Source organism: Streptomyces sp. CA-249302, from assembly GCF_050936785.1.
In the GTDB taxonomy this organism is placed as follows: Bacteria; Actinomycetota; Actinomycetes; order Streptomycetales; family Streptomycetaceae; genus Streptomyces.
The window spans coordinates 389,392-403,122 of sequence record NZ_JBNJMG010000001.1 but is presented as its reverse complement, the minus strand read 5'-3'; the positions used below and the strand labels follow the sequence as shown (position 1 = coordinate 403,122).

Genomic DNA, 13,731 nt, shown 5'->3' with positions numbered 1-13,731 from the left:
GTCGGTCGACGGGAAAGCCAGCAGCCTGATCGCCGTCCGGGCCAACCTTTTTGCTAGAGCAGCGCTTCGGCAACGGCTCGTAGATTGGCCCGGCCCCGCCCGTAGACGCACAGACCGTCCGCGGCCTCCGTCTCCGCGTCCGGCAGACCGGTCGCGATCAGGAGGGCGTCGGGACGGCCGGTGAGGAGAGCCGTGCGGACCGCGGCCTGCCAGGGATGCAGGTCCGGGTCCTCGGTGGCGATCAGCAGCGGTCGCCCCTGCGCCCGCCGCAGGATGTCGGTCACCTCGACGGGGCCCTGCGTGGCCGCGATGCCGTCCGTGCCGGGCATGACCTCACACAGGATGCCGACGAGATCCGTACGGGCCCATTCCAGGGCGGGTTTGGGGCGCCGGTGCAGGTCGACGACGAAGGGGTCGATGACTGGGCCGGGCAGCGGCTTCCACCGGATGGCCTGGCGGGCGGCGCGCAAGCCCATGTCCTCGGCAGGTCCGAACTCGGCACTTGGGGACGGCGGTTGCGCGAACCGCTCGGCCAACGCGTCGACGCGGCGGGCGGATTCGATGACCCGGCCGGGGTCGAGCCTGCCGTCCGCCATCGCGTCCAGAAGCGCGTCGCGGCAACGCAGCCACAGTCCCGGATCCGGGCGCGCGACGATCAACTGGTCGGCACCCGCGGCGATCGCGGCAACGGCGCCCGCCGCTTCCCCCACTCCGTCGGCGATCGCCTTCATCTCCAGGGCGTCGGTCACGACCACACCCTGGAAGCCGAGCTCCGTGCGCAGGAGGTCGGTGAGGATGCGGCGACTGAGGGTGGCGGGGGCGTCGGGATCCAGTGCCGGGTAGACGACGTGTGCCGTCATGAGGATCGGTGCGCCCGCGGTGATGGCGGCCCGGAAGGGCAACAGGTCCGTCTCGCGCAGGACTTGCTCGTCGCGTGCGTCGACGGCGACCCCCAGGTGGCTGTCCACCGTGGTCGAACCGTGCCCCGGGAAGTGCTTGGCACACGGAGCCACCCCGGCCGCCAGCGTGGCCTCGATCCAGGCGGTCACGTGCCGGGCCGCGTGGACCGGATCGGCGCCGAACGCCCGGGTTCGGACGATGGGGTTGGCGGCGACCCGATGCACATCGGCAACCGGCGCGAAGCTCACGGTCACCCCGCACGCGGCCAGATGCCGGGCGAGCGCGTCCGCGACTGCGGCGGTGAGCTCGGTGTCGTCGGCGACGCCCAGCGCCCAGTTCCCCGGCGTCTCCGGCGCCCCGGCCCGGGCCAAGTGGCTGATACCGCCGCCCTCTTGGTCGACGGTGATCAGTAGACCGGGACGCAGCGAGCGCAACTCATCGGTTAGTTCACGCAGTTGGGCTTGACCCGAGACATTGCGGGTGTGCAGGATCACCCCGCCGAGCCCGGCGTCGGTCAGCCGTTTCAGCTCGTCGGGGAGGGCGGTTCCGTCGAAACCGAGGACGAGGCAGCGGTTGGCGGCCTCGACCAGATCGCGGGGGAGCGTGGTCACGGAGTCATCTCCCGAGTCGTCGTATGCCCGTGTGCGTCGTCCTCGTCAGGGTCCAGCAGCAGTACGCAGGCAGCCCAGTGACGTTCCGTCACATCGACACGTGGAGGTGCTTCGGAGCTGCACGAGGGCCGCGCCAGCGGACAGCGGGGATGGAAGCGGCAGCCGGTGGGCGGGTGGACCAGGTCGGGCGGCTCCCCGTAGTCGTCCTCGGCGGCATCCGGCGCCATGCCGTCGAGACCGCCCGTGCGGCGGCCCGCCAGGAACTCCATGCGGTCGGGATCCGGCGTCGAGTCGAGCAGCAGCCGGGTGTACGGGTGGGCCGGGGTCTGGGTGACGTCCTCCGCGGTGCCGTACTCGACGATCTCCCCCGCGTACATCACCGCGATCTCGTCGGCGAAGTACCGGGCGCCCGCGATGTCGTGGGTGATGTACAGCATGGCCAGGTGCTCCTCGTCGCGGAGGGCGGCGAGGAGGTTGAGGATCTCCAGGCGGATGGAGACGTCCAGCATGGTCACCAGCTCGTCGCCGAGCAGAACCTCGGGTTCGACGGCCAGGGCGCGGGCGATCGCGACGCGCTGGCGCTGGCCGCCGGAGAGTTCGTGCGGGAAGGCGTCCAGGAACCGCTCGGGCGGGGTCAGGCGCACGCGTTCCAGCAGGGCGCGCAGGCGCCGCTCCAGGTCCTCGCGGTCGGTGACCGCGCCGTGCAGCCGCAGCGGCCGTTCGAGCAAGTACCGCACGCGGTGCAGGGGGTTGAGGGAGCCGAACGGGTCCTGGAGCACCATCTGGACCCGGCCCGCGTAGGCACGACGGGCCCGGCGGCCGCGGGCCGAGGCCGGCTCGCCGCCCAGCAGGACGCGTCCGCTGGTGGGCTCCTGGGCGAGGGCGAGTGTCCTGGCGAAGGTGGACTTGCCGCTGCCGCTCTCGCCGACCAGGGCGACGGTACGGCCGGGGTGCAGCCGCAGCGAGGCGTTCTCCAGCGCGTGCACGATCTCACCGCGGGCTCGGTGCACCGGGTAGTGGACAGTGACGTCGACCGCCTCCAGCACGGGAGCCTGCTCGTCGCTCATCCTCGCCCTCCAGTGGTCGGCGCCGGCAGCTCCCCGGCATGGATGCACGCCACCGCGCGGAGCGCGCCCTCCCCGGTGAGCGCGGGCACCGCCTCCCCGCACTCCGGTGTCGCATACGGACACCGCGGCTGGAAGGGGCAGCCCGGCGGAAGACTGCGCAGGTCGGGAGGGTTGCCGGGGATGCCGTTCAGTCGGCGCATCGGTCCGCGCAGCGGTGGGAACGAGTCGCGCAGTCCGCGTGTGTACGGGTGCTTCGGGTCCCGGTACAGGTCTCCGGCGGGCCCGCTCTCCACGATCCGCCCGCCGTACATCACGGCGATACGGTCGGCTATTTCGAGGAGCAGGGACAGGTCGTGCGTGATGAAGACGACCGAGAAGCCCAACTCCCGCTGCAACCTGATCACTTGGCGCAGGATCTGCCGATGCATCACCACGTCCACAGCCGTCGTCGGCTCGTCCATCACCAGCAGATCCGGCTCGCACACCAACGCCAGAGCGATGGTGGCACGTTGCCGCATTCCGCCGGAGAGCTCGTGCGAGTAGCTGTCCAGTCGGCCGGTGGGGATGCCAACGAGTTCCAGCATGTGCGCGGCGCGTTCGCGTGCCTCGGCTCTGGGGATACGGTGGTGGGCGCGCAGGGCGTCGGTGAACTGGGCGCTCAGCCGGGCCACCGGGTTGAGGGCGTTCATCGCGCTCTGGAAGACCACCGCCGTGTGCTCCCACCGAGTCCTGCGCAGTTCGCGGGCATCGGCGTGGAGGAGGTCGACCGGGTCGCCCGAGCGCGGGTGGAGGACAGCGCTGCCCGAGCGGACGACCGCGGGTGGGCGCAGCAGCCGCAGCAGAGCGTTGACCAGCGTGGTCTTGCCGCTGCCGCTCTCCCCGGCGATGCCGAGGATCTCGCCCCGGCGGAGTTCCAGGGACACCCGGGAGACCGCGGGCAGGGGCTCGGCCGCCGTGCCGTAGTCGACGCTCAGGTCCCGTACGTCGAGAAGCAGATCACCCGGGCTCAACGTGCCGCCTTCCGCGAGGACTTGGGGCGGCGGGCGCCGCGCAGCCGTGGATTGGTCAGTTCGTCGATCCCGAAGTTGACGAGCCCCGCGGCCGCGCCCAGCACGGTGATGGCGACGCCGGGCGGCACGAACCACCACCACGCCCCGGAGACCATCGCCTGCCGCTGCTGGGCGAAGTAGAGCATCGTGCCCCAGCTGACCGTGTTGATGTCGCCGATGCCCAGGAAGTCGAGGCCGGAGACGGCGAGAATGGAGGTGACCAGCGAGAGCATCAGCGTCGCCGAGATCACGGGCAGCAGGTTGGGCAGCACCTCGACGAGCATGATCCGCAGATTGCTCTCGCCGAGCAGTCGGGCACCCACCACGAAGTCCCGGTTCCGCAGCGACAGCGTCTGCACGCGTTTCGAGCGGGCGCCCCAGGCCCACCCCGTCAGCCCGATGACCAGCGCCACCGCGAACGGCCCGCCCCGCCCCCGCAGATACCCGGCGAGGATGATGACCAGCGGCAGTCCGGGCAGCACCAGGAAGACGTTGGTGAGGGCGCCGAGCACGGAGTCGACCGTCCCGCCGTAGTAGCCGCCGATCAGGCCGACGGCCACCGACAGCGTGGTCGAGACGACGGCCGCGAGGGCGCCCACCAGGAGGGACGTCCTGGTCCCGACGACGAGCTGGGCGAGGACGTCGGTGCCGTCCTGGGTGGTGCCCAACGGGTGGGCTGAGGAAGGGGGTTGGAGGACCACGCCGGTGAGTTCCGTGGGGGAGAGGCCCAGCAGCGACTCCACGACCCACGGGCCGACGGCGGCGACAAGCACGTACACCCCGATGATCGCGAGTCCGACGCGGGCCTTGCGGTTGGCGGGGATCAGCTTGCGCAGAGCCGCGCGCCAGGTCAGCCGGCCGACCGTGGGGGTGAGCGGGGCGGTGAGCGTCATGCGTCCTCCCGGGTGCGCGGGTCGAGCAGGACGTAGACGGAGTCGGCGATGAAGTTCGCGACCAGTACGGAGAGCGAGATGATCAGGAACAGGGCCTGCATCAGCGGATAGTCGAGGTTCACGACCGCCTGGTAGAAGAGGTAGCCGATGCCGGGATAGGCGAACACCGCCTCGGCGAGCAGCGAGCCGCCGACGACCGTGCCGATCGAGATGGCCAGACCCGCCACCTGCGGCAGCATGGCGTTGCGGGCCGCGTACGCCAGCAGGATCCGCCCACGGCCAAGTCCCTTGGCCTCGGCCAGGGTCACGTAGTCCTCGGCCACCGTCGTGATCATCATGTTGCGCATGCCGAGCAGCCAGCCGCCGACCGAGGAGACGATGATCGTCGCGGCCGGCAGGAAGCCGTGCGCGATCACGCTGGTGACGAACGTGAGGTTGAAGCCCGGTTCGAGGTTGAGGTCGTAGCCGTTCTGCGACGGGAAGACCGGCAGGTTCACCGACAGGAGCAGGAGCAGCATGGTGGCGACCCAGAAGTACGGCATCGAGCCGAGGAAGGTCGCGAGCGGGGCCATGACGCTGTCCAGGCGGCTGCCGGGCCTGGCGCCGGAGACGATGCCGAGGCCGGTGCCGAGCAGGAACGCGAGGACCGTGGTCAGGCTCACCAGACCCAGCGTCCAGGGCAGGCCCTGCGAGATCATCTCGCTGACCGGCTGCGGGAAGTACGCGGTGGACACGCCGAAGTCGAGATGGGCGAGCTGGTCGAGGTAGTGCAGGTACTGCTGCCACAGGTTCTGGTCGGGGACGCCGAACAGCGCCCGGATGGACTTCTCGGTCGCCGCGGAGACCTGGGAGCGCTGGGCGAGCTTGTTGAGGATGACGGAGGCCGGGTCCCCCGGCATGAGCCGGGGGATGACGAAGTTGAGGGTGATCGCGACGGCGGCGGTCCCGAGGTAGAAGCCGAGCCGGCGCACCAGGACCCGGGCCCGGCCGCCGCGCCTGCGTCGCGCGGCTGTCGAGGTGCGGATCTCACCGACCGGCAGTGTCGTCGCCGTCATTGCCCCAACTCCTGCGCGAAGGCCATCACTTCACCGGCTTCAGATGCGCGAGCACGTTCTCGAACGCCGGTCCGCCGTTCCAGGGCGCACAGATGTCGTACGGGTTGTCCTTGCTGGGGAATCCCGTCCAGTTGCGGGCGCTCCAGGCACAGCCGGCGGTGATGTTGGAGAGGGTCACGAACGGCACCTGGTCGACGATGATCTTCTCCAGCTTCCGGGTGAGAGTGATCTGCGTCGACTCGTCGCCGGTGTTCGAAAGCTGGTCGAGCAGCTGGTCGGTCGGTTTGTCACGCCAGCGCAGGTAGTTGTTGGTCTGCGCCTTGCCACCGTTCGCCGTGCCCGCGAACTCGCTGTTCAGCAGCGGGTTGTAGATCTGCCAGGGCACCGCGCCGTACGCGATGCCGTACGCGGCGAGGTCGAAGTCGCCCTTGGCCCGGGTGTCCGTGTAGGTGCTGCTGGCCAGCGTCTGCACGTTCACCTTGATGCCGATCCTGCCGAGCTGGTCGGCGATGATCCGGGCCCGCTGCACGGAGTCGGCGAAGTCGGCGACCTCGATGTAGCTGAGGGTGAGCTGCTTGCCGTCCTTCATCGCCTTTCCGCCGCTGAGGGTGTAACCGGCCTGCTGGAGCTGGGACTTGGCGGCCGCGAGATCGGTCTGTACGGCGTCCTTGTACGCCGGGTCGAGCCACTTCCCCTGCGTCGCAGCGTCGAGGCCGGTCTGGCTGATCGGGTCGGCGCCGAGCTGCGTGACCAGTTGGATAAGCTGCTTGCGGTCGATCGCCAACTCGACGGCCTTGCGCAGATGGACGTCCTTGAGCGCACCCCGGTCGTGGTTGAAGACCAGGATCAGCGATCCGTACGTCGGATAGAAATAGCCGTTCTTCGCCGGGTCCTTGTCGATGTACTGCTTCTCCAGATTGGGTATCGCGCCGCCGCTCAGATCCTCCTGGCCGCTGGTCAGCTGGGAGAGTTCGGTGGCGGAGTTCACCACGGGCAGCCGGACCTGCTTGACCTGGATCTTGCTGCGCCAATAGTCGTTCCTCAGCGACAGCGAGATCTGCTGCGGGTCGAACCGCTTCAGCGTGTACGGGCCGCTGCCCACCGGATCGGGATTGGTGTAGGTGACGGGATTCTTACCCGTCCAGTATTTCTGCGGCACGATGTACTGCTGGAGAATCGACGCGACCTGTGTGAAGGCGGGCTTGTCGAAATGGAAGACGACCGTCTTCTCGCCCTGCGCGGCCACCGAGGTGAAGGAGACTCCGTAGGAATTGAGCGCGGGCGTCTTCTTCACCAACTGGAAGGTGAACACCACGTCATTGGCGGTGACCGGTTTCCCGTCGCTCCAGGTGGCCTTCTTGTTGATGTCCACCGTCAGCGTACGGCCGTCCGACGAAAGTTTCTGCGCGGAGGCGAGCCATGGTTCGAATTCGCCGCCCTTGAGGACATCGACCCCCATGAGCGACTGGTACATGTAGATCCTGGTTCCCGGAGATGCGTCCCCGGTGCTGGTCAGCGGATTGAAGTTGCGCTGAAGCACGGTTTTGCCGGATGCGTAGTTGATCATCATCGAGCCATTGCCCGAATTCGCCGAACCGCTGTCCTGGCAGGCGGTGAGTGCGAGGCTCATCACCACGACGACCGCTGCCGGACCGGTTCGGAAGGAATGCCTGAGCCGCACGGCTGACCTCCCGTCTCGGTTGCCGAATTCTGCGAACGGCGGACGCCGGGTGTCAAGTGACAAACGGAAAACGGCGATATATGAACCTGGTTCGTAAAGACAATTGAACCAGGTTCATATATGGCTGGAGGGTTTCAATGGTTGCCGCGACAGGGGAAGAATGGCCCTCAGTCGAACCGGAGGAAATGAAATTGACCGTGACCGGCTGGATGCGCGAGGCGAGGTTCGGCCTCTTCGTCCACTTCGGCGTCTACAGCATGGCCGCACGGCACGAATGGGTGCGCAGCTACGAGGAGATCGGCGACGCCGAGTACCAGAAGTACGTCGACCACTTCGACCCCGACCTGTTCGACGCCGCCGACCTCGCCCGCACCGCCCGCGCGGCCGGCATGCGCTACGCCGTACTGACCACCAAGCACCACGACGGCTTCTGCCTCTGGGACTCGGCGCTCACGGACTACACCTCGGCGAAGGTCTGCGGCCGGGACCTGGTCGCCGAATTCGTCGCCGCGATGCGTGCCGAGGGCCTGAAGGTCGGCTTCTACCATTCCCTCCTCGACTGGCACCATCCCGACTACGTCATCGACGGCGTCCACCCGCTGCGCGACGCCCCGGACCTGGCCGCCCTCAACTCCGGTCGCGACATGGGCGGATACCGCGCCTACCTGCACGCCCAGGTCGAGGAACTGCTCACCTCGTACGGCCAAGTGGACCTGATGTTCTACGACTTCACGTTTCCCTGGAACCGCGGCGGACTGCCGGGCAAGGGCCCGGAGGACTGGGGCTCACCGGAGCTCCTCGCGACGACCCGTGCCCTCCAGCCCGGCATCGTCGTCAACAACCGCCTGGGCATCCCGGGCGACTACGTGACCCCCGAGCAGTACCAGCCCGACCGCCCCTTGACCGACGAGAACGGTGTCGAGGTCATGTGGGAGGCGTGCCAGACCCTCAACGGCTCGTGGGGGTACCACCGCGACAACCTGGAGTTCAAGGAACCCGGAGACCTGGTGCGCATGCTCGTCCAGTCGGTGTCGAACAACGGCAACATGATCCTGAACGTGGGTCCCGACGGCCGGGGCAACCTCGAGCCTCGGGCCCGTTCCATCCTGCGCTCCATCGCGGACTGGATGCGGCTGCACGGCCGCGCCGTCCATGGTGCGGGTCCCGCCCCGTTCGTCCGGCCCGCCCACGGCGTCTACACCCTCCGCGACGACCGCCTCTATCTGCACCTCTTCGCCTGGCCGTTCCGACATGTGCACCTGCCGGGGCTGGCCGGCCGAGTGGCCTACGCCCAACTCCTCAATGACGGCAGCGAAGTGGGCCTGAGCGTCCTCGACAGCACTCCCCAACCGCACGCCAACCTGGCGCCCCTCCCACAATCCGACGGCACGCTGACCCTGACCCTCCCGGTCACCCGCCCCGACGTACTGCTCCCCGTCGTCGAACTGTTCCTGACGGAGTCCTGAAGGCTGTCCCGCAATGATCACAGACTTGGCGTGGTCGGCAACGGCCGTGGAACGCGGTGGATCGTCACGGAGCTCGGGTCCCGGGGGCCGGCCCCGACGTCGTCTCGGGGAGCAGGTGAGCGCGGCGTTCCTCGGGTGTGAGTGAGCGGAAGATCCGGCCGCGTGCCGCCGACAGCAGGGCCTGGGTGTCGCCCTCGGCGGCCCAGACGCGGATGGTGCGGTCCTCTGCGGCGGAGACCACTCGACGGCTGTCGGGGAGCCATGCGACGCAGTTGCACCGGCTGCGGTGGATGCCGATGATCCGGCCCTCGCCGCCGCGCCGCGGATTCCACAGGCGGACCGTGTGATCGGTGGAGGCGGTGGCGAGCGCGCGGCCGTCCGGTGACCAGGCGACCGCGTGCACCCGGGCCTCGTGGCCCTGGAGCACGTGCTGGAGGGTGCCGGTGGCGGTGTCCCAGACCCGTACGGTCCAGTCGCCGGAGCTGGTGGCGAGCCGGGTTCCGTCCGGGGACCAGGCCACCGCGTCGACCCAGCTCTGATGGCCGGTCAGGCGGTGGAGCAGGCGCTGCGCGGCGAGGTCCCATATCTGCGCCGTATGGTCGTCCGATCCTGTTGCCAGCAGCGTCCCGTCGGGTGACCAGGCGAGGGCGCAGATCCACTGGGAGTGATCCGCGTACTGCCCGAGGACCGTGCCGTCCGTCGGATCGAGGACGGTGGCGCGGTGGTCACGTCCCGCGACGGCCAGCCGGGTCCCGTCGGGGGACCAGGCCAGGGCCTCGACCGTCTCGTGCCCGGTGAGGACGGTCCGGTGCTCGGGACTGTTGAAGGGCTGCCAGATCCTGACGGTGTTGTCGTCGGAGCTGCTGGCGAGCCGGCGGCCGTCAGGAGCCCAGCGCAGCGCTCTCATGCCGGCGGTGTGCCCGGTCAGGGTCCTGACCTTCTCGCCGTCGTCGGTCCGCCAGATCCGTACGTTGTGATCGATGGCGCCGCCGGCCAGGTGACCGCCGTCGGCGGTGATGTCGAAGCCGAGGACGGGGCCGGGGTGTTCGGCTATCTGAAGCAGTTCGGTGCTGCGCGTGCCGACGGTCCATATGCGGGCCGTGCCGTCCTCGGCGCCGGTGGCGACGCGGTCGCCGCGAGGTGACCAGGCGAGCGCCTCCACCCGGTCCGTGTGGCCGCACAGATGGGCGAGTTCGTCCCCGTGGGCAAGTGTGCGCACGTGCACCTCGGACCCGCGTGAGGCGATGGCGAAGCTGTCGCCCTGCGGGGAGCACCGCAGATTGATGATCAGCGCGTCCGGCCCCTGAAGGGTCCGCCGCAGTTCTCCGGTCCTGGCGTCCAGGACTCTCACCCGCTCCTCACCGGAGAGCAGACAACTGCCGTCCGGTGTCCAGGAGACGGGGGTGGCGTGGTTGTACGAGCGCTCGATGACCCGCTGCGGGCTTCCGGTGGCGACATCCCAGATGATGTACGACCGGTCGTAGGCGGCGGAGAGCAGCCGTGTGCCGTCCGGTGACCAGGAGAGCCGGTAGATCTCGTTGCGGTGGCCGGCCAGTACGGCGGTCGGCTGCCAGGTCGTGGTGTCGAAGAGCCGGATGTGCCGGTCCCGGGAGCAGGCGGCCAGCAGGGAGCCGTCCGGGGACCAGGCGATGTCGCGGACCGTGTCGCCGAAGGCGTCGAGCACGGTCACGGTCTCGCCGGTGACGGGATCCCACACCCGCGCGGTGCGGTCGCGCGAGGCGCTGGCGACCCTCCGTGAGTCCGGCGACCAGTGCACCGCCACGACCCCTCCGGCGTGTCCCTCCAGGAGTACGGCGGGCGCACCCGAAGCCGCGTCCCAGATGCGGGCGGTCCCGTCCAGCGACCCGGTGGCGATCCATGCCTCGTCGGGGGACCAGGCCACGGCGCGGACGCCGGCGGTGTGGCCGGTGAGTACGGCCTGGGTGTGGTTGTGGGCGAGCGAGGCCAGCAGTGCCCGGACGGCGGTGGCGGTGGGCGGGCACTCGGCGAGAGCGGCGGACGCCAGGAGGGTGCCCAGCTCCGGTTCCCGCTCGGCGTTCGCCAGGACGTACTGGCCGATCGACTCGGAGACCCGGTGCAGGAAGTCCCGGTCCTGGCTCCGGGAAGCCGTGACCAGTTCCTGCATGTCCGCGGTCGCCTCCCTGGCGGACTCCAGGCCCGCCAGCCATCTTCGGGCCAGGGCGAGCCGCTCCCCGGTGAGGAGGTAGTCGGGGCTGCGTCCCGAGGACCGCCAGTCGGACGCCCAGCGTTCCAGTTCGCTGCGGCTCTTCAACTGCTCGGCACGGACCGCCACTTGCTGTTGCAGCGGCGGCCACTGACGGAACAGGGCCTCGTGCGCGGCCTGGAGCACGGGAGCCCCGTCGAACTGGGTGACGACCAGCAGCCTGGCCTTGTCGAAGGGGCGCAGGATCTCCCGTTCCCGGTCCGACAGGCCGGCGATCGGCACCCGGCGCTTCACCGGTTCGCCCGCGTCCATCCCGACGAGAAGCAGCAGCACCGCGAGGACGGTGTCCGCGCCGAACTGCTCCACCACGGAGGCGAAGACCTCGTCGGCCTGGCGGGCGAGGGCGCCGGTGACGCCGCCGAGGGACAGATAGCTCTCCGTGGTGGCGAGTCGCGCGTCGCCTATCGACAGGTAGAGCTCCCGTAGCAGGTAGGCCAGCAGGGGCAGGGCGTCCGCGGTGCCGGTGTCCTCCACGATCCGCGCGACCAGTCCGGGTTCGAAGGTGATCCCGGCCAGTCGTGCGGGCTGCTCGACGACGGCGACGAACTCGGCCGTGCTCATGACGCCGAGCGCCATCGGCGAGGTGAACAGCTGCGGCTGGCCACCGGAGAGGAAGTCCTGGAGGAACTCCACCCGCAGAGTGGCCACCACCCACAGCCGGCGGTCGGCCGCCAGCGCCGCCGAGACACCGGCGAGGAACCGCTCCCGGTCGGCTTCCGGAGCGAAGGTGATCAGCTCCTCCAGCTGGTCGATCACCAGCAGCGTGCGACCCGGCAGCACGCCACCTGTCGCACGTGACCTGTGCACGTCCGCGAGATCGCCGTCCCGCAGACGACGGGCGACGTCCTCGCGGTCGCGCCCGCTCGCCTGCGCCAGGCTGTCGGCCAGACCCTCCAACGGGTCGGTACCGGGCACGATCACGGGGAGGACCGTCCACCGCGACTTCAGCAGGCGCGGCAGGACCCCGGCATGCACCACGGAGCTCTTGCCGCTTCCCGACATTCCCGTGATGCCCACGAACCTGTCCTGTGGGTCCGGGGTGGCCGCGTTCAGGCGACGGATGATCCGGGCGACCTCGGTGTCCCGCCCGAAGAACACGGCCGCGTCCTGCTGCCCGAACGCGGCGAGCCCCGGGTAGGGGGTGTGCTGCGGGTCCCAGGCGGGGCGCGGCGCCGCGGGGTGCGCCTGCCGGTGCACCACCACCTGACCCACGATGGTCACGCCCAGCAGGACGACGACCACCACCGGCGCGATCCGGCCGAGAGACCGGACGGTGGGCGACTGGACGGCGTTCGCCGCGAAGTTGACGGCGACCTCCATCAGCGTCGCCGAGACCAGAACCGTGATCTGCAGAGCCAGAGTCGACCGTTGCCGCATACGCTTCCCCCCGGTTGGTACGGGCTGCCCGGCCCATGGCCGCTCAAAACGCGACGATGACGAAGGCCGCCGAAGCGATCCCCGACGGCGGCGGATCGTTTCGTGATCCCCCTGCGCATGAACGAGGGGTTCGACGAGCAGGCGCTCCTGCAGCTGCATGAGGAGATCGGACAGTGCGGGACAGCGTGGAGGGGAGCAACCCACGTGCCGAAGCGTGCCGCGTTTTCAGGAGGCCGGGGTGATGGTGTCGGACTCCCGCCCGCCCGACGGCGGCGCGCTGCTCTCCCGCACCACCAGCTCCGTCGCCACCTCCACCCGCGTGGTCTCCGGCTCCTGCCCGGCCAGCAGCCGCAGCACCATGCGGGCGGCCAGTGCCGTCATGTCGGCGATGGGCGTCCGCATGGTCGTCAGCCGCGGGGTCACCCAGTCCGCGAACGGCAGGTCGTCGAAGCCGACCACGCTCACGTCGTGGGGGACGCGCAGTCCCAACTCGGCCGCCGCACGATAGGTGCCCAGCGCCTGGTGGTCGCTGCCCGCGAAGATCGCCGTCGGCCGGTCGGTCGACGCCAGCAGTTCCAGGGCGTGTCGATGGGCCAGACCGTGCGTGAAGTCGCCGTATCGGACCAGTCGCGGATCGAAGGGGAGCCCGGCCTCCGTGAGCGCCGAGCGGTAGCCGTCCACGCGTGCGCGTGACGTCAGCCGGCGCTCCGGGCCGCTGATGACGGCGATGCGCCGGTGGCCGAGCTCGATGAGATGGCGGGTCGCGGCCAGCCCGCCGGGCCAGTTGGTCGCGCCCACCCAGGGGATGCCGGGCGCGGGTTCGTCGATCGGCGCGACGAGGGCGTACGGGATGCCGAGACCGGTGAGGTCCGTGTGCTGCTCGGGGGTGAGTTCGGGGACGACGAGGATCGCGCCGCGGGTGGGACGCGTGGCCAGCGAGTCGAGCCACTGCCGTGCCCGTTTCTGCCGCCCGTGCGTCGCCGAGACGACCAGGCCCATGCCCGCCTCGTGCAGCACGTCCTCCGCGCCACGTATCAGCTCGACCGCCCACGGACTGTCCAGCTCGTTGATGACGAGGTCGATGAGCCCGCCGGGCGGCGCCGCGGTGGCCGCCGGCCGCTGCCGCGCGAGATAGCCGTGCTTCTCCAGCAGCCGCTGCACCTTGGCCCTGGTCCCGGCCGATACATCGGACCTGTCGTGCAGCACCTTCGAGATCGTGGAGACGGAAACCCCGGCCTCATCGGCGATTTCGGCCAGCGTTCGCCGCCGCGCCTCACCTGATCCGGTCCGGACTGTTGACGTCATCGGATGAATCTCCTACGTTTCCGGGGCGACCGCAGATTGCGAAAACTATCGCAATCCAACCCTCCGGCGTAGAGGTGGCAGG

General features: G+C 69.8%; 9 protein-coding genes. 1 reads left to right on the top strand and 8 read right to left on the bottom strand.

The window, feature by feature from the left end:
• Positions 1-53: 53 nt before the first annotated feature.
• Genes nagZ through ACQEWB_RS01735 form a run of 6 tightly spaced genes read right to left on the bottom strand, consistent with a single transcriptional unit; the run spans position 54 to position 7,205 of the window.
• On the bottom strand, positions 54-1,511 hold the full coding sequence (gene nagZ, locus ACQEWB_RS01760) for a beta-N-acetylhexosaminidase (RefSeq protein ID WP_432826261.1): 1,458 nt from the start codon (positions 1,509-1,511) through the stop codon (positions 54-56).
• Entirely contained in the window at positions 1,508-2,578 is a 1,071-nt protein-coding gene (locus ACQEWB_RS01755) for an ABC transporter ATP-binding protein (RefSeq protein ID WP_432826259.1), read from the bottom strand. Before ACQEWB_RS01755 ends, nagZ begins: the two co-directional genes overlap by 4 nt.
• Positions 2,575-3,588, bottom strand: coding sequence for an ABC transporter ATP-binding protein (locus tag ACQEWB_RS01750; RefSeq protein WP_432826257.1), 1,014 nt, complete (start codon positions 3,586-3,588; stop codon positions 2,575-2,577). The genes ACQEWB_RS01755 and ACQEWB_RS01750 overlap by 4 nt, the downstream gene beginning before the upstream one ends.
• The gene (locus ACQEWB_RS01745; RefSeq protein WP_432826255.1) at positions 3,585-4,520 is read right to left on the bottom strand and encodes an ABC transporter permease; all 936 of its coding nucleotides are present in this window, start codon (positions 4,518-4,520) and stop codon (positions 3,585-3,587) included. Before ACQEWB_RS01745 ends, ACQEWB_RS01750 begins: the two co-directional genes overlap by 4 nt.
• Positions 4,517-5,575: an ABC transporter permease gene (locus ACQEWB_RS01740; protein ID WP_432826253.1), complete on the bottom strand. Its 1,059-nt coding sequence runs from the start codon at positions 5,573-5,575 to the stop codon at positions 4,517-4,519. The genes ACQEWB_RS01745 and ACQEWB_RS01740 overlap by 4 nt, the downstream gene beginning before the upstream one ends.
• A gap of 25 nt (positions 5,576-5,600) precedes the next feature.
• Positions 5,601-7,205, bottom strand: a complete 1,605-nt coding sequence (locus ACQEWB_RS01735) for an ABC transporter substrate-binding protein (protein ID WP_432826251.1) — start codon at positions 7,203-7,205, stop codon at positions 5,601-5,603.
• A 236-nt stretch (positions 7,206-7,441) separates the two neighbouring features.
• Between ACQEWB_RS01735 and ACQEWB_RS01730 the strand changes: the two genes are divergently transcribed.
• A complete protein-coding gene (locus tag ACQEWB_RS01730; RefSeq protein WP_432826249.1) occupies positions 7,442-8,722 on the top strand; it encodes an alpha-L-fucosidase in 1,281 nt (426 codons plus the stop codon).
• A gap of 64 nt (positions 8,723-8,786) precedes the next feature.
• Here the strand turns inward: ACQEWB_RS01730 and ACQEWB_RS01725 are convergent, their stop codons facing one another.
• Together ACQEWB_RS01725 and ACQEWB_RS01720 are read right to left on the bottom strand one after the other, a co-directional pair.
• The gene (locus ACQEWB_RS01725) at positions 8,787-12,344 is read right to left on the bottom strand and encodes an NACHT and WD repeat domain-containing protein (protein ID WP_432826247.1); all 3,558 of its coding nucleotides are present in this window, start codon (positions 12,342-12,344) and stop codon (positions 8,787-8,789) included.
• Between the two features lie 225 nt (positions 12,345-12,569).
• Positions 12,570-13,649, bottom strand: coding sequence for a LacI family DNA-binding transcriptional regulator (locus tag ACQEWB_RS01720; protein WP_432826245.1), 1,080 nt, complete (start codon positions 13,647-13,649; stop codon positions 12,570-12,572).
• Positions 13,650-13,731 lie beyond the last annotated feature (82 nt).